This is a genomic window from Candidatus Omnitrophota bacterium (genome assembly GCA_028716245.1).
Classification (GTDB): domain Bacteria; phylum Omnitrophota; class Gorgyraeia; order Gygaellales; family Profunditerraquicolaceae; genus UBA6249.
Genome location: JAQUQW010000001.1, coordinates 406,746 through 423,632 on the forward strand (window position 1 = coordinate 406,746; position 16,887 = coordinate 423,632).

A 16,887-nucleotide genomic window follows, 5' to 3' on the forward strand; every position below is an offset into this window, starting at 1 on the left:
CAGTCATTAAATGGATAAAATAATTAAGCTGCAGTCCCAGGCAGAAGCGCAGAGCCTGATTGGGACCCAGGATACCAATATTAAAATCATCGAAAAAGAATTTAAGGTCAGGCTTATCCTGCGCGGCGAACACCTAAAATTAAGCGGCTCAGCCAGCAATATTAAGAAAGCAAACCAGCTGATTGAACATCTACTTACAGGGATCCGCTCGAAAACCCCGGAGATCAGCCAGAGCGATTTAAATTATTTAATTGCCAATCTAAAAAAAGGCAAAAAATCATCGCCAATAGCGCAATTAGATACCGGAATCACGCGTTCCTGCGCGGGTAAACAGATCGGGCCAAAAACTACCGGGCAAAGAGAATACGTCCAGGCAATCCAGGAACATGATATTGTTTTTGGCATTGGCCCGGCCGGAACAGGGAAAACTTACCTGGCGATGGCCTGCGCGGTGGAAGAGTTAAAAAAACAGCAGGTACGCCGGATTATCCTGACCCGGCCGGCGATTGAAGCAGGGGAGTCGCTGGGATTTCTTCCCGGAGATATGCAAGCCAAAATCTCACCCTATTTACGCCCGCTTTATGACGCCTTATACGATATGATGGAAGGCCAACGCATTGAAAAATATATCGAAACCGGGATTATTGAAGTTGCCCCGCTTGCCTATATGCGCGGCAGGACCTTAAACGATGCCTTTATTATCCTTGATGAAGCTCAAAATTGCACTGCCGAACAAATGAAAATGTTTTTGACCCGCCTGGGTTTTGATTCCAAAGCGGTAATTACCGGCGATATTACTCAAAGCGACTTGCCGGGGGCTAATCCTATCGGCCTGCTTCAGGCGCAAGATATACTTAAAGAAATCCAAGGTATAAAATTTATTTACTTCAGCGGAGCCGATGTTGTCCGGCACTCGCTGGTGCAAAGGATAATCGAAGCTTATGAAAAAACTATTCGCTAAAATAGGAATAGGTATTTTTATATTTTTATTCAGCTACTACATCATCGGCCTGAATCCGGCAATACCATTCCTTTTAATCATCCTTTATTTGTGTTTTTATGAAAATTTTTCTAAGATAAAAAGCGCGACCCTGGCTAATTTAAGCTTACTTTATCTGGTTTCTTTCTCAATCGGCTATACTCTGCTCAAAAACGGAATAACCATTTACCTTATTCCGATCACGATTATCCCGATGCTGGGGGTTCTTTTATTCAATAATCTGGCGATAGCTTACTTTTTATCATTAGGCACCTGCCTATCCCTGGCAATCCTAAGTCCGGAGCCATTTAAGGCGGGGTTTGTTTTAATGACCTCATGCGTAGGCGCAATACTCTGGGTAAAAGGAGCCCGTAAACGCACAAAGGTAATCCAGGCAGGGGCAATTGCCGGGATCCTGCAGTTGGCCAGCTTAATCCTTCTTGAACACTTGTGGATCAATCAACCGCAGCGGTATTTAATAATTTTAATTAACGGCCTGCTTTGCGGAGTGGTTACCTTGGGCGTTCTTCCGCTATTTGAATATCTCCTGCAGAGAGTAACCAACATCAGCTTGCTGGAACTGGCTGATTTTAACCAACCGCTCTTACAACGCATGATCCTTGAAGCACCCGGTACTTATCACCACAGCCTGGTTGTCGGTAATCTTGCAGATACCGCTTCCGTCGCCATCGGGGCCAACGGCTTGTTGGCCAGAATCGGAGCATATTATCACGATATAGGAAAATTGCAGAAACCGGAATATTTTATCGAAAACCAAGATATAAGAAAAAACGCGCATGATACTCTTTCTCCGACCATGAGTAAATTAATTATTATGAACCATGTCAAAGAAGGGCTGGAACTTGCCAAAAAATACTCATTAACCCCTGTACTACGGGATTTTATCCAACAGCATCACGGCAGCAGCCTGGTTTATTATTTTTACCGCCGGGCCCTGGAAGGCAAAGAAGAGGACCAGGAGGTAACCGAAGAGGGATTCCGATATCCGGGCCCAAAACCGGAAACTTTAGAAACGGCAATCGTGCTATTAGCCGACTCCGTAGAGGCGGCCACCCGCTCCCTGAAAGACCCCGCTCCGGATAAAATCGAAGAGATGGTGCATAAAATAATAAATAATAAATTTATTGACGGCCAGCTTGATGAATGCGAATTGACCTTAAAAGATATCGAGAAGATATCCAGCGTTTTTACTAAAATATTAAGCGGCATATACCACAGCCGGCTAAATTACCCTCAAGAACCAGAGAAATGAAAATAACCATAAAAAACCTGCAGAATAAAATAGCTGTTCATCCGAAAAAAATAAAAAATTTAATCCATAAGGTCCTTAAGGGAGAACGGGTAAAAGAATCGGGCTGGATAAATATTTGTTTTGTAAATAATTCGCTGATTAAAAAATTCAACGCAAAATTCCTGAAAACCAACAGCGCAACCGATGTTTTGGCCTTTAACTTAGGATATGGAAAAAAAATTATCTTAGCCGATATTATGATCTCTACCGATACCGCAATAGAACAGGCCGCTGTTTTTAAAACCACTCCTGATTATGAATTACTGCTCTACATAGTCCACGGCATATTGCATATATTAGGTTACAACGACCGCACTCAACCCCAGACCAAGCTGATGCGCAAAAAAGAAAGCCAATATGTCGATAGATAAAGCCCAGGGCATCGTATTGAACAAGCGTGATTTACGGGAAACCTCGATAATTGCCGATTTTTATACCAAAGAATTCGGAAAAATAAGCGGGATACTCAAAGGGATCCGGACTGAGCCGGAAAAATTTGCCTCAAACTTAGAACCATTTTCTTTGAATGAAATCATCTTCTACAGAAAAACTAATTCCAACTTACATTTGATAAGCCAGGCGGATAAACTAGATAACTTTACCTGTGCCCGGCAAAGTATCGACCGGACAACCACCGCCGGCTTTATGGTCGAACTGATCAATTCCATAATGCAACCTGAGGACAAAAATGAGGAGATCTTTAATCTGGCCCTGGCCAGCCTTAAAGAACTGGAAACCAACTATAACCCGGAAAAAATCGCAACTATTTTTAAAATAAAGATACTGAGCCTTTCCGGGTTTAAACCGCATTTTGACTCCTGTGTTTGCTGCATGGATAAAATAATGGGCCAATCCAAGTTCAGCCTTTCTTTAGGCGGGCTGCTTTGCCCGCGCTGCATGCCAAAAGATCCTAGCAGCCGTGCGATCTTCCGGGGAACCATCGCCACAGTTTTACATATCGAAAGAAACAGCTTTACCAGCAGCCTTAGCCTGGGAATGAACCCGCAGATAAAAAAGGAGCTGGATTTAATCCTGAATTCATTCTTAAACTTTCATCTTGGCCGTGAACTGAAATCGCAGAAACTGATTAATAAATTAGAGGTCGCCGTAGGATAAACAAGGATAAAGCATATGAAAATTGTCGTTGTCGGTTCAGGAGCAATGGGATCACTTTTTGCCGCCTTTTTAACCAAGTCAAAAGAGGAACTCTGGCTCCTGGATAAAAATAAAGAGAGTGCCGCCAAAATAAACGCGTCCGGGATCTCTTTAGAAGGGGTGTCGGGATCCTGGCAGGCAAAAGTAAAAACTACAGCCAATACCGAAGATATCGGCAAGGCCGATTTAGTGCTGATCTGCGTAAAGGCATTCAATACCAAATCCGCGGTTGAACAAATCAAGCCCATCCTTGGCCAAAATACCAAAATCTTAACCTTGCAAAACGGGATTGGAAATGTCGAAATTATTTCCGAAATAGCCGGAGAACAAAGGGTGATTGCCGGAATAACCAGCCAAGGCGCAACCCTGATTGAAACCGGAAAAATCCGCCACGCCGGAAGCGGTGAGACCATCATCGGGGCAATCGACGGCAAAACCCCGGTTGAACTGCGGGCAATCCGCGAAATATTTAATAAGGTTGGCCTTGAAACTAAAATGTCCCGCGATATAAAAAGCCTGATCTGGTCGAAATTAATTATTAACGTAGGCATTAATGCCCTCACGGCAATTACCCGGCTGCCCAATGGGAAGCTGCCTGAATACGAAGGGACAAAAAGAATCCTAAGAGACGCGGTCACCGAAGCCGCGCGCATCGCTAAAAGAAAACGCATAAAATTAATCTTTGATGACCCCCTGGCAAAAGTTGAAGCTGTTTGCGAGGGCACATCGGATAATCTTTCATCGATGCTCCAGGATGTATTAAGAAAAAAACGTACCGAGATTGACTTTATTAACGGAGTAATCGTGCGTTTAGGGCAAGAGATGGGCATCAGCGTGCCAACCAATAAACTCCTGCTGGATTTAATAAAGACTATTGAATCAAGCTACGAGTATTCAGCATAGATCTTAAGATGGCTTTTAGTTCAAAAACCCGCAAGTATTTAGTAGTTTTTTTAATAACCGGCTGGCTGGTCAGTTTAATTTATTTTATTTTTAAGAACAAATATGGACATTAAAGATATCCTGGAATTAAAAAATAAACGTAAAATTACCATGCTCACTGCTTACGACTATCCTACCGCTAATCTAGTCGATAAGGCGGGAATAGACATGGTCCTGGTCGGAGACTCACTGGCTAATGTTGTGCTTGGCCTGGAATCAACTACCCAAGTGGGCATGGCTGAAATGCTGCATCATACCAAAGCCGTAAGGCGCGCTGTTAAAAGCGCCCTGCTTATCGCGGATATGCCTTTTGACTCTTATCAGGCTAATCCGCAAGATGCGGTAAAAAACGCAAAACGATTTATTGAAGAAACCGGAGCTCAGGCAGTTAAATTAGAATGGTTTGCGCTCTGCCCGGAAATAACCAAACAGATCATTAACGCGGGTATACCGGTTATGGGCCATATCGGCTTGACTCCCCAGACTGCGGATAAAATCGGAGGATTTAAAGTGCAAGGCAAGGACGCCCAAGCCGCCCAAAAGCTGATTGATCAAGCTGTGGCATTAGAAAAATTGGGGTGCTTTGCTGTTGTTTTAGAGTGCGTGCCTGATAAAATATCCGAGTTGATTACTAAAAAAATTAAAATACCGACTATCGGAATTGGAGCAGGGGTACATTGCGATGGGCAGGTCCTGGTTATTAACGATATGCTGGGCCTCTTTGAACGCTATACCCCGAAATTTGTCAAAAAATACGCTCATCTTTCTGAGATAATTCTAAAAGCTGTTGAGGATTTTAAAGACGAAGTTATCCGAGAAAAATTCCCGGATTTAGAGCATTCTTTTACGATCAAAGAAGAGGAATTTAAAAAACTACATGGCAACTAAACGGTTTTTCAAATATTTAATCGGTATAATTGTGCTTAGTTTAAGTTTGGCTTTTGTAATCAAGTTTGCCGGGCCAAATATCCTAAAGCAGTATATCTCCTACGGCATAGGAAATTGTAAAAACATCCCTATTCTCTGCATGCAGCCGCAAGATACTACCTTTAAGCCTGAAATTAATAAAGAATATCTGGACACCTTAATTCCGCAGAATTTCCCGAAAATGTCGGTTGCGGTACCCAGGGGCTTTACCCTGGTGCAGGAATTAATCAAACGGGTCTACTACAAAAAAAATCATTTTAATAATCACACCAATAATAAAGCGGTTATTTATCTTTTGTTCCAGGAACCGGGGGCATTTATCAAGCTTTACCCGGACGTGCGAAAACAGGGGATAAAGGATAATGCCGAATTCCTCCGCCGCCTTATGCGTGCCAATCTTGACCAAGTTAATAATATCACCGACGCCTTCTTTGTGATTATGAAAAGCGTATTTACTCCTGATATCGGAAACCAAAGCACGGCTAAAATGATCAAATTCGAATTAGGCCAGATTAAAGGTTTCATCAATTACACAATGGCAAAACCGGATAATTATTTTGATTGCAATGTCCTTGATGAAAAAGACAACTTTTTTAAAGTATATATAAAAGATGGCGGAGCGCGCCTGGACCTAAACAACGTATTTGCAATAATCTCAACGCTAAAGCCGATTAAATAATTATAAAATTGACCAAAGAACAATTAACCATGGATATTTTTAAAACAAAAAATAATGTAATAAATATCGGCCCAAAAAACCAGATATTGGATTTTGATTATCTGGGATGCGCTAAAGAGGTCCTTTTTGATAAATTAAAAACTTCGCAAAAAGGGATTACGGAACAAGAGGCCAAAAAACGGCTTCTGGAGTATGGGCTCAATGAGCCAGCCAAGAAAAAGAAACGCAACATACTTAAAGAAATTTTTTCCAAGTTCCTTAACCCTCTGGTTATAGTATTGCTGGTTATTTGCGCTTTTTCGTTGTTTTTCGGCGAGAAAATCAGCGCCCTGATCGTTTTCCTTATGGCGGTGATGAGCGTGATGCTTGCTTTTATCCAAGAGCACCGCGCCAGTAAAGCCGCCGAAAAACTCAGCGAAATGGTGCGCACTACCGCCACGGTGCTGCGTAACGGAAAATCCAAAGAAATAAGCATCCGGGAAATCGTCCCCGGGGATATAGTTGACCTTTTCGCAGGAGACATGATCCCTGCCGACTTAAGGATCATATCCTGCAAAGACCTGTTCATCAATCAGGCTTCTTTGACCGGCGAATCCTTCCCAATCGAAAAAATATGCGTACCCATTACGCCAAAAAATAATTCCATAACCGAATTGACCAATATCGCTTTTATGGGCTCAAGCGTGGTCAGCGGGACCGCCCTGGCGGTAGTCATCAAAACCGGTATCGCTACTCAATTCGGCGAACTTTCCCGCAAACTGGCAACCATGCGCATTGAAACCAGTTTTGATAAAGGTGTAAACAAATTTACCATGCTCATGGTCAAAGCAATGGTTTGTATGGTGGTATTTATTTTTGCGATCATCGCCTTGCGGCACGGAAATTTTATCGAAGCCCTGCTTTTTTCATTGGGCGTGGCCGTCGGGCTTGCCCCGGAGATGCTGCCGATGATCGTAACCTTAAATCTTTCTAAAGGCGCTATCGCCATGTCCAAAAAAGATGTGATCGTTAAACGCCTTAATTCCATCCAGAATTTCGGCGCCATGGATGTCTTATGCACGGATAAGACCGGCACCCTGACCATGGATAAGATTATCTTAGAAAAACATTGCGATGTGGTCAGAAAAGAAGACGCCGATACCTTACGTTACGCTTATATTAATAGTTTTTATCAGACCGGACTGAAAAACCTCTTAGACCGGGCAATCCTTAAACATGAAAAATTACTGGTTCAGGAATATACAAAAATAGATGAGATACCTTTTGATTTCTCCAGGAAAATCATGTCGGTAGTGGTGGCGGCAGAAGACAAGCACAAAATTATTTCCAAGGGCGCTCCGGAAGAGATTTTCAAAAGATGCCTGCAATATGAATTGGACGGAGAAATTTTTGACATCGACCCGCTGATTATTTCGGATTTAAAGGAAGAATTCGATTCTTTAAGCGCCGACGGTTTCCGGGTTTTGGCCATTGCCTATAAAAATTTCGAAAATAATAAAGAGGCCTATTCAAAAGACGATGAAAAAGAATTGATCCTTAAAGGCTATATCGCTTTTCTTGACCCTCCCAAACCCAGCGCCAGAAGGGCAATCCAAGCGCTTAAAAAGTTAGGAATAGATTTTAAGGTCTTAACCGGAGACAACGAACTGGTTACCAAAAAAATATGCAGTGAGGTTGGCTTGGACGTTAAGGGGCTGGTTACCGGGGAGCGGGTCGAAAAATCAGATGATCTCCAATTGCGGGAATTAGTAAAAACAACCAATATTTTTGCCCGGCTGTCGCCGATGCAAAAGGAAAGAGTGATTGCCGCTCTCCATGTAAACGGCCACATTGTGGGGTATCTGGGTGACGGCATAAACGACGCTCCGGCTTTAAAAACTTCGGATGTCGGCATTTCGGTGAATAACGCCGTAGATATCGCCAAAGAATCAGCGGATATCATCCTGCTTAAAAAGAGCCTGATGGTCTTAGAGGACGGGGTAATCGAAGGCAGGAAAACATTCGGAAATATCGTTAAGTACATTAAAATGGGCTCGAGCTCCAACTTCGGCAATATGTTCAGTATGACCGGCGGCAGCCTGTTTCTGCCTTTCTTGCCGATGCTGCCGATCCAGATACTTCTCAATAATTTCCTTTATGATGTGTCGCAGATAGCCATACCTACGGATCAGGTTGATAAAGAATACGTGATTAAACCCCGGCCCTGGAATATTAAGTATATCCGGAATTTTATGGTAATTATCGGGCCAATCAGCTCGATATATGACTTTCTTACTTACGGGGTGATGTTATTTATTTTTCACGCCCAAGCCGAGCTTTTTCATACCGGGTGGTTTATCGAATCATTGTGCACCCAGACCTTGGTGATCCATATAATCCGGACGGGAAAAATCCCTTTTATCGAGAGCCGGCCAAGCCGGTTCTTAATGTTCATGTCGGTGATCATCGTTTCCATAGGCATGGCCATACCGTTTACTCCGCTGGCTAAACCTTTTGGATTTGTCAAACCGCCTCCGATGTACTTCCTAGCCTTATTCATTATGGTAGTTACGTATTTATTTTTTGTGCAAGCAGTCAAAAAATGGTTTATCCGAAAATACGGTTATGAATAATGTACGCTCTTATAGCGGGTGACGATGACTGGATTCGACGACGCTTCAGGCGGAGGAGAAACAGTCATCGGCAGGACCCGCGCATATAATCTCACTTGACTTTTAACTTAATTTAAGTTAAAAATAAAAGACTATGGCAGAAAACTTAATGGATAAGATTGCTTCCCTGTGCAAACGCAGGGGATTTATTTTCCAGGGAAGCGAAATTTACGGCGGCTTAAGCAATACCTGGGATTACGGCCCCTACGGCGTAGAATTAAAAAATAGCCTTAAACGCGCCTGGTGGAAGGCTTGCGTCTATGAGAGAAATGATGTCTTAGGCATGGATGCCGCCATTCTTATGCACCCTAAGGTCTGGGAAGCCAGCGGACATGTTGAAAATTTCTTTGATTTAAAAAGCGACTGCAAGGTATGTAAAAAACGTTTTAAGACCGCGGATTTAAAAGATAGATCTATTTGCCCCGAATGTTCCGGTGAACTTACCGAATCCCGCCCGTTTAATTTAATGTTTAAGACTCACCAGGGCCCGATAGAAGATGCCTCTAACTCAATCCACCTGCGTCCGGAAACTGCCCAGGGTATGTTTGTAAATTTCCAGAATATCCTGGATTCAAAACACCCCAAACTCCCTTTTGGCTTAGCCCAAATCGGAAAATCTTTTCGCAATGAAATCACTCCGGGAAACTTTACCTTCCGCACCCGCGAATTTGAACAGATGGAGATTGAATATTTTGTTAAACCGGCTGATGCCGAAAAAGCTCATCAAGAATGGGTCAAAAACCGCTTCGACTGGTATCTGGGGCTGGGAATTAAAAAAGAAAACTTGCGGCTGCGCCAGCATGGTAAAGATGAACTAGCGCATTATGCCCATGCCTGCCTGGATATTGAATATAATTTTCCTTTTGGCTGGTCGGAGCTGGAGGGGATCGCCAACCGCTCGGATTTTGATTTAAAGCAGCACGCCCGATACAGCGGCAAAGACCTGCAATTCTTCGATGACTCCACAAAAGAAAAATTTTATCCTTATATAATCGAGCCTTCCGGCGGCGTTGACCGGGCAGTCTTGGCTTTTCTAATTGACGCTTATCATGAAGAAAAAGTCAGGGAAGATACCCGGGTGGTCTTAAAATTAAACAAAGAACTTTCACCTGTTAAAGTCGCGGTGCTGCCGCTTCTGAGAAACCGGCCGGAGATTGTTGAGCTGGCTAAAAAAATCACCCAGGAGCTGAAAAAAATTACGATTGCAGTTTATGATGATACCGGCTCAATCGGCAAGCTTTACCGCCGGCAGGATGAAGTAGGCACTCTTTACTGCCTAACTGTGGATGTGCAAACACTGGAAGATAAACAGGTAACCGTGCGCGATCGCGACACTATGCAGCAAGTAAGGATTTCAATCGATAAATTAAAAGAATATTTGATCAACCAACTAACTTAATTAGGAAAGGAAGGGTTTAAAAAGTAATGGCAAAGAAATATGTTTACTCTTTCGGGGGCGGTAAAGCAGACGGTAATGAGAGCATGAAGAATCTTTTGGGTGGCAAAGGCGCCAACCTCGCGGAGATGGCCGGAAATAAAGATTTATTGCTGCCTGTGCCTCCAGGTTTTACCTGCACCACTGAAGTCTGCACATATTATTATCAGAATAAAAAGAAATACCCCAAAGAATTAAAAGCTCAAGTTATGGCCGCCCTGGAAAAGGTGGAGAAACTAATGGGCAGAAAATTCGGAGATGCCAATAATCCGCTTCTATTTTCAGTGCGCTCCGGAGCAAGAAAATCCATGCCCGGAATGATGGAGACAGTTTTAAATGTCGGCCTGACTGAAAAAACTATACCCGGCCTGGTTAAACAAAGCGGCTCAAACAGCCGTTTTGTTTATGATGCTTACCGCCGGCTGATTATGATGTACTCTGATGTCGTTATGGAAAAAGCCGCCGGTATCGAACCTAAAGGAGAAGAGGGAATCCGTAAGCAGTTGGAAGTTATTATGGCCCAGCTTAAAAAATCCAAAAACTATACCAGCGATACGGATTTAAATGTCGACGACCTCAAAAAACTCTGCGGACAGTTTAAAATCAGGATCAAAGAAGTCCTGGGCAAAGAATTCCCCGATGAACCTGTGGAGCAATTGTGGGGCGGGATTGGCGCGGTATTTTCTTCCTGGAACGGAAAACGCGCGATCAGCTATCGCCGCATCGAAAATATCCCGGATGAATGGGGCACAGCCGTAAACGTGCAGACCATGGTCTTCGGAAATATGGGAGATGATTCGGCAACCGGAGTTGCCTTTACGCGTAACCCGGGAAATGGAGAAAATAATTTCTACGGTGAATATTTAATTAACGCGCAGGGTGAAGACGTAGTTGCCGGTATCCGCACTCCTGCTCCGATCAATGAATATTCAACCTCAAGCCACAATAAAGAACTGCTTACTTTGGAAAAAGCAATGCCCAGGATTTACCAAGAACTGTATTCCATCCAGAACCGGCTGGAAAAACATTACCATGATATGCAGGATATTGAGTTTACCATTGAAAAAGGCAGGCTCTTTATGCTCCAATGCCGCGTGGGTAAACGCAACGGCCCGGCAGCCGTACGCATGGCAGTAGATATGGTCAAAGAAAAAATGATTAAAAAGGAACAGGCGGTAATGCGGGTAACTCCATCACAGCTTGATGAATTACTGCACCCGATTATCGACCCTAAAACAGAATTAACGGTCAAGCCTTTTGCCAAAGGATTGCCGGCAGGACCGGGAGGAGCAAGCGGACAGATTGTCTTTTCATCCAATGACGCGGTAGAATGGGCTAAAGCCGGAAAAAAAGTAATCCTGGTGCGCGAAGAGACCAATCCTGAAGATGTTGAAGGAATGCGGGCATCCCAGGCGATCCTTACCGCCCGGGGAGGAATGACCAGCCACGCGGCTTTAGTTGCCCGCGGTTGGGGCAAATGCTGTATTGTCGGCTGCAACGCGATGCATGTTGATACCGAAAATAAATTGGTGCATATGGATAATAAAACCCTTAAAGAAGGGGACTGGGTTACCTTAAACGGAACCAAAGGCAATGTTTATGAAGGCAAGCTGCCGATGATGGATGCCTCCGAAGAAAATATGATTCTTTCGGCGTTTTTAAAGCTGTGCGACGGAGTAAGAAAATTAGGTGTTCGTACCAATGCGGATACCCCGGATGATGCCAAAAAAGCATTGCAGTTTGGAGCCGAAGGTATCGGGCTTTTCCGCACCGAACATATGTTCTACGGCCGTGGCGCTGATCAACCATTATTCCTGCTGCGTAAAATGATTGTTTCCAATACGCTTGAGGAACGGCAAAAAGCCTTGGATGAATTATTCCCGTTTGTGAAAAAAGATATTAAGGGAACGATCGAAGCCATGGATGGATATCCTGTGGTTATCCGTTTGCTTGACCCGCCGCTGCATGAATTTGTGCCGCGCGAGCAGGCAAAGCTTGAGCAGCTGGCAGCCGACTTAAAGATCAGTATGCAGGAGTTATCCAAGAGGGCCGAAGGCCTGCATGAATCCAACCCGATGATGGGGCATCGCGGAGTGCGCCTGGGAATTACCTATCCGGAAGTAAGCGCTATGCAGATCCGCGCGATTTTAGAAGCAGCCGCGGAATTAGTTAAAGAAGGCAAAGATCCGTATCCGGAAATTATGATCCCGGTGGTCTGCGATGTAAAAGAACTGGAGGATCAATTTGCCATTGCCGAAAAGATTTATAAGGAAGTGCTGGCAAAATACGGATTGAAGAAATTGAAATTTCTACTGGGAACCATGATTGAGATCCCCCGCGCGGCTTTTGTCGCCGATAAACTGGCAAGTATCGCCAAATTCTTCTCCTTTGGGACCAATGATATGACCCAGATGGGTTTTGGTTTTTCAAGAGACGATATCGGCGGTTTTCTGCCGGAATACCTTAAAAAAGAAATCTTGCCTGAAGACCCGTTCCAAAGCATCGATCAGGAAGGCATCGGCGAGCTGATTAAATTAGGTATCAAGCGCGGACGCTTAACCAATAAAAAATTAGAAGTGGGAATCTGCGGGGAACACGGCGGTGAGCCTAAATCCGTGGAGTTCTGCCATAATATAGGTATGGATTATGTCAGCTGCTCGCCTTTTAGGGTCCCGATCGCAAAATTAGCCGCAGCGCAAGCTGTATTGAAAAACAAAAAGTAAATAACAGGGGACGGTTCTCTAAAGAGAACCGTCCCCAATAAAAACGATGGAAGCGTTAAAAACATATCTTAAAGAAGTCCGGCAGATACCTCTTTTGACTGCCAAGCAGGAGATCGAGTTAAATAAGCGGATCCGCAAGGGGGATGAAATGGCGCGCAAAGAAATGATTCGCGCCAATCTGCGTTTAGTAATTAATATCGCCAAGAGATACATGCGCCTGGGGACACCTTTTCTTGATCTGATCGAAGAAGGGAACCTAGGGCTGATGAAGGCGGTTGAAAAATTCGATCACCGTAAGGGTTTTCGTTTCTCAACTTACGCTGCCTGGTGGATCAAACAGGGAATTACCCGCTCAATCAGCGAACAAGGAAAGATGATTCGCGTCCCGGTGTATATGAACGACTTGATCACCAAATGGAAAAAGAACAAAGAGAGCTTAAGCCAAAAATTAAAACGCGTCCCTTCAAATGAAGAGATCGCCAAGAAATTAAAACTTTCCCCTGAAAAAATGGACCAGATTAATTTCTGGATGTCCAGCACCACTTCCTCCTTGGAAGCGCCAATCGGGGAAACCGATGAAAATCAGATATCGGACTTAGTGGAAGATAAAAATGCCGTGCCGCCGGACGCCGGCATCCAACGGCTGCTTAACCGGGAAAGGCTGGATAACCTTTTAGAAATTATGTCAGAGCGGGAAAAGGAAATTTTAAACCTGCGTTTTGGCCTGGCTAACGATAAACCGCAGACCTTGGCTGAGGTTGCCAAAAAACTGGGAGTTTCCCGCGAGAGGATCCGCCAGATTGAAGAGACGGCTTTAAGGAAACTAAGGAAATTCGTCGTCAGCCAGGAAAAGGAGCTTTAGATGAATAATTCTCTGTTGGAAAAATCCATAAGAAACATTCCTGATTTCCCTAAACCGGGAATTCTTTTCCGCGATGTCACTACTTTAATTCAAAATAAAGAAGCTTTTAAAAAAGCCGTTGATTTGTTAGCCAAGAGGTACAAAGCAAAGGGGTTTGATAAAGTCGTCGGGGTGGAGGCGCGGGGATTTATTTTTGGAGCCGCAGTCGCCTATAAAATCGGCGCGGGGTTTGTGCCGGTGCGCAAAAAAGGAAAACTCCCCTCTAAGACAATTTCTACGACTTACCAGCTGGAATACGGCACGGATACTTTGGAAATCCACCAAGACGCGATTGCTCCCGGTGAAAAAGTTTTAATTATCGATGACCTTTTGGCTACCGGCGGAACGGTTAAGGCGGCAACTGAGCTGGTCAGCCAGTTGGGAGGAAATATCGCAGAAATTGCTTTTGTCATAGAGTTGGTGGATTTAAAAGGAAAAGATAAGCTCAAAGAGTATCCGGTGTATTCTTTGATTAAGTTTAAAGGAGAATAATCTGCCCCTGTAGCTCATAAGGATAGAGCAGCAGTTTCCTAAACTGCGTGCGGCAGGTTCGATTCCTGCCAGGGGCACTTAACTTTATGTATAACTTACACGCGCACACATTTTTAAGCGACGGTGACCTGCTCCCGTCAGAGGTAGCGGTACGCTATCAGGATAAAGGTTATAAGGTGATCGCCATCACCGACCATGCCGACTATAGCAACATCAAACAAACCGCAAAAGCAATTGTGGAATTTTGTAAACGCTGGCCGAAGAATTCCGGAATTAAAGTTTTACCGGGAATCGAATTAACCCACCTGCCTCCTGAACAGTTTAAACCGCTGGCATCCCTGGCCAGAAAAGAAGGAATTAAAATTATTATTGCTCACGGAGAAACTCCGGTTGAGCCTGTTGCAAAAGATACTAATCATTTAGCCTTAATGGCTGATATTGATATTTTGGCCCACCCCGGATTAATTACTGATGAAGATACAAAACTTGCCAAAGAACGCGGGGTGTTTCTGGAAATCACCAGCCGCCGCGGCCATAAAGAAACAAATACCCACGTAATCAATCAGGCCAGAAAATTCGGGGCAAAATTAATTTTAAACAACGACAGCCATACTCCGGAAGATATTATTACCCCGGGCCAATTAATCAAGGAAGGCTTGGATTCCGGATTAACCCAAACTGAAATTAACACAATTTATCAAAATATAAAAGAACTCTTAGCCAAAAAGGAGGTAAAATGAAGTTTGCAAAACCTTTTTCCTTTATCTCTATAAGCTGCCTGCTGGCTATTGCCCTGTTAGGCTGCTCGACTTTTTCCGATAATCCAAAATCCCTAAACTCGGGAGCGCTTGAACCTCAGGCAATTTTAAAATTCAGCGATGTGCCGGTGCCTGTAGGCTTAAAATCCCTGCCCCAGGCATCATATTCTTTTGAAAGCTCGGGGGTGCGCGTAGGAGTTTTAAAATACCAGGGCAAAGCCAATGCCGACCAGGTAATTGGTTTCTATAAGGAGCAAATGGCGATATACAACTGGAACCTGGTAAACATCGTCGAGTACGGGCAGAGGTTGATCAACTTCGAACGTGAAAATGAAACCTGTATTATCACTATAGAACCCAAAGGTAATACCGTAATTTTAACTATTTCTCTTGGCCCAAAATCACAAAATTTGGCTAAAAAGGCCAGGGCGCCGGTAAAATAAACTAAACCGGACCCTGTTTTAAAAAAACTCTTGACAAATATAGAGTTATGTGCAAAAATTATTCAAATGAAATTATCCTAGGCAATAAGATTATTAGCCTAGTTAACCATATATCCATAAACAGTTAACAAAAAAAGGAGGAGTAAAAAAATGGGTAAACGCTTGATTTTAGTATTAGCGCTTGCTTTACTAGTCGGCCTGACATTTAGCGCCGCCTACGCAGAAGTGCAGAATGTAAAGGTATCCGGAGACATTTTAGTAAGTGGCGTAGACAGAAATCACTTTAACTTAATTAATTCAAATCCGGGAGACAAAAGTGTTCTAAAGCAGAACTTTTTAATGTCTCAGGTCAGATTACGTATTGACGCAGATCTTACAGATAACGTCATCGCGACAGTAAGACTGATCAATGAAAGAATCTGGAACGGACAGATGGATTCCGGAGCTGCTAGTACCAATAACCAAAATATTGATGTCGACCTCGCTTATGCTACTATGAAAGAATTTTTGTATTCGCCTTTAACTCTAACTGTCGGCCGCCAGGAAATTAAATTCGGCAACGGTTTGGTTATTGGTAATTCAAAAATTGCCGGTAGTTCATCAAGCATTCCTAATGACTTAACGGAACAAAAAGCTTTTGATGCAATCCGCGCAACCTTAAACTATGATCCATTAATTGTGGACTTAGTTTATGCTCAAGTCAAACAAAGTAATTCAGTTGACAGAAACACTGTCAGCCTAACTGGTATGAATGCCGCATATGCTTTAAACAAGAAGACTGATGTTTCTGTCTATTATTGGCTTAAGGATAATAACAACAATGCTGCTATCGGTACCAGCAGAGATGATAAACTCTCTACAGTTGGCGCTTTAATTTCCAACTCTTCGATTGAGAATTTAGCCGCTTCTTTAGAAGCTGCCTATCAGTTTGGCAAAAATACTGAAATGGCTAGCGCAAAAAGGCATGATGCCTGGGCTTTACAAGCAATGGCAGATTATACTTTTGCCAAAGTTAAGACAACTCCTAAGATCGGTGCTTCTTATACTTTTCTTTCCGGATCTAACACCGGTGGCACCAGAAATCAGGGTTGGGATCCTATGTTCTACGATCAAAAACTCAACAGTATAGTTTACACGCTGCTACCTTTTTCAAATATGAATGCTTATAATTTAAGAGGCAGCATGAAACCGGTTGATGATGTTACAGTATCCTTAGTTTATGGATACTATGATGTAGCACAAAAGAATAGCGCGGCATTTACTGCTCCATTCACCTATGATAATGGAATTGCATACCTAGGATCTACAGCATATACCGGAAAAAGACATCTGGGTAGTGCGCTGGACGGGTCTATAACTTATGATTACACTGAAGATGTCCAGTTTGGTTTAACCGGCGGTTATTTTACAGCAGGTGACGCGCTCACCACTAAAACAGCCAATGCAACCCAGTTAATCGGATCAATGAAAGTAATATTCTAATACAACTT

At 43.5% G+C, this 16,887-nt stretch carries 15 protein-coding genes and 1 tRNA gene; all 16 read left to right on the plus strand.

Annotated features, from left to right (window positions below):
* The first annotated feature begins 10 nt into the window (after nucleotides 1-10).
* The 16 genes from PHG87_02240 to PHG87_02315 all read left to right on the plus strand — a co-directional run bounded on the left by PHG87_02240 (nucleotide 11) and on the right by PHG87_02315 (nucleotide 16,879).
* Nucleotides 11-961 carry a PhoH family protein gene (locus PHG87_02240; GenBank protein MDD5477016.1) on the plus strand — a complete coding sequence of 317 codons (951 nt, stop codon included), beginning with the start codon at nucleotides 11-13 and terminating at the stop codon, nucleotides 959-961.
* Nucleotides 942-2,252 (plus strand): HDIG domain-containing protein, encoded by a 1,311-nt coding sequence (locus PHG87_02245; protein MDD5477017.1) that lies wholly within the window; start codon nucleotides 942-944, stop codon nucleotides 2,250-2,252. The genes PHG87_02240 and PHG87_02245 overlap by 20 nt, the downstream gene beginning before the upstream one ends.
* Nucleotides 2,249-2,662 carry an rRNA maturation RNase YbeY gene (ybeY, locus tag PHG87_02250; GenBank protein ID MDD5477018.1) on the plus strand — a complete coding sequence of 138 codons (414 nt, stop codon included), beginning with the start codon at nucleotides 2,249-2,251 and terminating at the stop codon, nucleotides 2,660-2,662. Before PHG87_02245 ends, ybeY begins: the two co-directional genes overlap by 4 nt.
* Nucleotides 2,649-3,407 carry a DNA repair protein RecO gene (gene recO, locus PHG87_02255; GenBank protein ID MDD5477019.1) on the plus strand — a complete coding sequence of 253 codons (759 nt, stop codon included), beginning with the start codon at nucleotides 2,649-2,651 and terminating at the stop codon, nucleotides 3,405-3,407. The genes ybeY and recO overlap by 14 nt, the downstream gene beginning before the upstream one ends.
* Before the next feature lie 15 nt (nucleotides 3,408-3,422).
* Nucleotides 3,423-4,349 (plus strand): 2-dehydropantoate 2-reductase, encoded by a 927-nt coding sequence (locus PHG87_02260; GenBank protein MDD5477020.1) that lies wholly within the window; start codon nucleotides 3,423-3,425, stop codon nucleotides 4,347-4,349.
* A gap of 102 nt (nucleotides 4,350-4,451) precedes the next feature.
* Nucleotides 4,452-5,276 carry a 3-methyl-2-oxobutanoate hydroxymethyltransferase gene (gene panB / locus PHG87_02265; protein ID MDD5477021.1) on the plus strand — a complete coding sequence of 275 codons (825 nt, stop codon included), beginning with the start codon at nucleotides 4,452-4,454 and terminating at the stop codon, nucleotides 5,274-5,276.
* Complete coding sequence (locus tag PHG87_02270) at nucleotides 5,266-5,994, plus strand: hypothetical protein (protein ID MDD5477022.1); 729 nt, start codon at nucleotides 5,266-5,268, stop codon at nucleotides 5,992-5,994. The genes panB and PHG87_02270 overlap by 11 nt, the downstream gene beginning before the upstream one ends.
* 29 nt (nucleotides 5,995-6,023) lie before the next feature.
* Nucleotides 6,024-8,606 (plus strand): magnesium-translocating P-type ATPase, encoded by a 2,583-nt coding sequence (mgtA, locus tag PHG87_02275; protein ID MDD5477023.1) that lies wholly within the window; start codon nucleotides 6,024-6,026, stop codon nucleotides 8,604-8,606.
* 133 nt (nucleotides 8,607-8,739) lie between these two features.
* Nucleotides 8,740-10,044 carry a glycine--tRNA ligase gene (locus PHG87_02280; protein MDD5477024.1) on the plus strand — a complete coding sequence of 435 codons (1,305 nt, stop codon included), beginning with the start codon at nucleotides 8,740-8,742 and terminating at the stop codon, nucleotides 10,042-10,044.
* Between the two features lie 26 nt (nucleotides 10,045-10,070).
* On the plus strand, nucleotides 10,071-12,803 hold the full coding sequence (ppdK, locus tag PHG87_02285; protein MDD5477025.1) for a pyruvate, phosphate dikinase: 2,733 nt from the start codon (nucleotides 10,071-10,073) through the stop codon (nucleotides 12,801-12,803).
* A 46-nt stretch (nucleotides 12,804-12,849) separates the two neighbouring features.
* The gene (locus tag PHG87_02290) at nucleotides 12,850-13,665 is read left to right on the plus strand and encodes a sigma-70 family RNA polymerase sigma factor (GenBank protein ID MDD5477026.1); all 816 of its coding nucleotides are present in this window, start codon (nucleotides 12,850-12,852) and stop codon (nucleotides 13,663-13,665) included.
* On the plus strand, nucleotides 13,666-14,196 hold the full coding sequence (apt, locus tag PHG87_02295) for an adenine phosphoribosyltransferase (GenBank protein ID MDD5477027.1): 531 nt from the start codon (nucleotides 13,666-13,668) through the stop codon (nucleotides 14,194-14,196).
* Nucleotides 14,197-14,199: 3 nt separating this feature from the next.
* Nucleotides 14,200-14,273 (plus strand) — tRNA-Arg (locus PHG87_02300).
* A 9-nt stretch (nucleotides 14,274-14,282) separates the two neighbouring features.
* Nucleotides 14,283-14,936, plus strand: coding sequence for a histidinol phosphate phosphatase domain-containing protein (locus tag PHG87_02305; GenBank protein ID MDD5477028.1), 654 nt, complete (start codon nucleotides 14,283-14,285; stop codon nucleotides 14,934-14,936).
* Nucleotides 14,933-15,397, plus strand: a complete 465-nt coding sequence (locus PHG87_02310) for a hypothetical protein (protein ID MDD5477029.1) — start codon at nucleotides 14,933-14,935, stop codon at nucleotides 15,395-15,397. The genes PHG87_02305 and PHG87_02310 overlap by 4 nt, the downstream gene beginning before the upstream one ends.
* Before the next feature lie 150 nt (nucleotides 15,398-15,547).
* Nucleotides 15,548-16,879, plus strand: coding sequence for an alginate export family protein (locus tag PHG87_02315; GenBank protein ID MDD5477030.1), 1,332 nt, complete (start codon nucleotides 15,548-15,550; stop codon nucleotides 16,877-16,879).
* The last annotated feature ends 8 nt before the right edge of the window (nucleotides 16,880-16,887 follow it).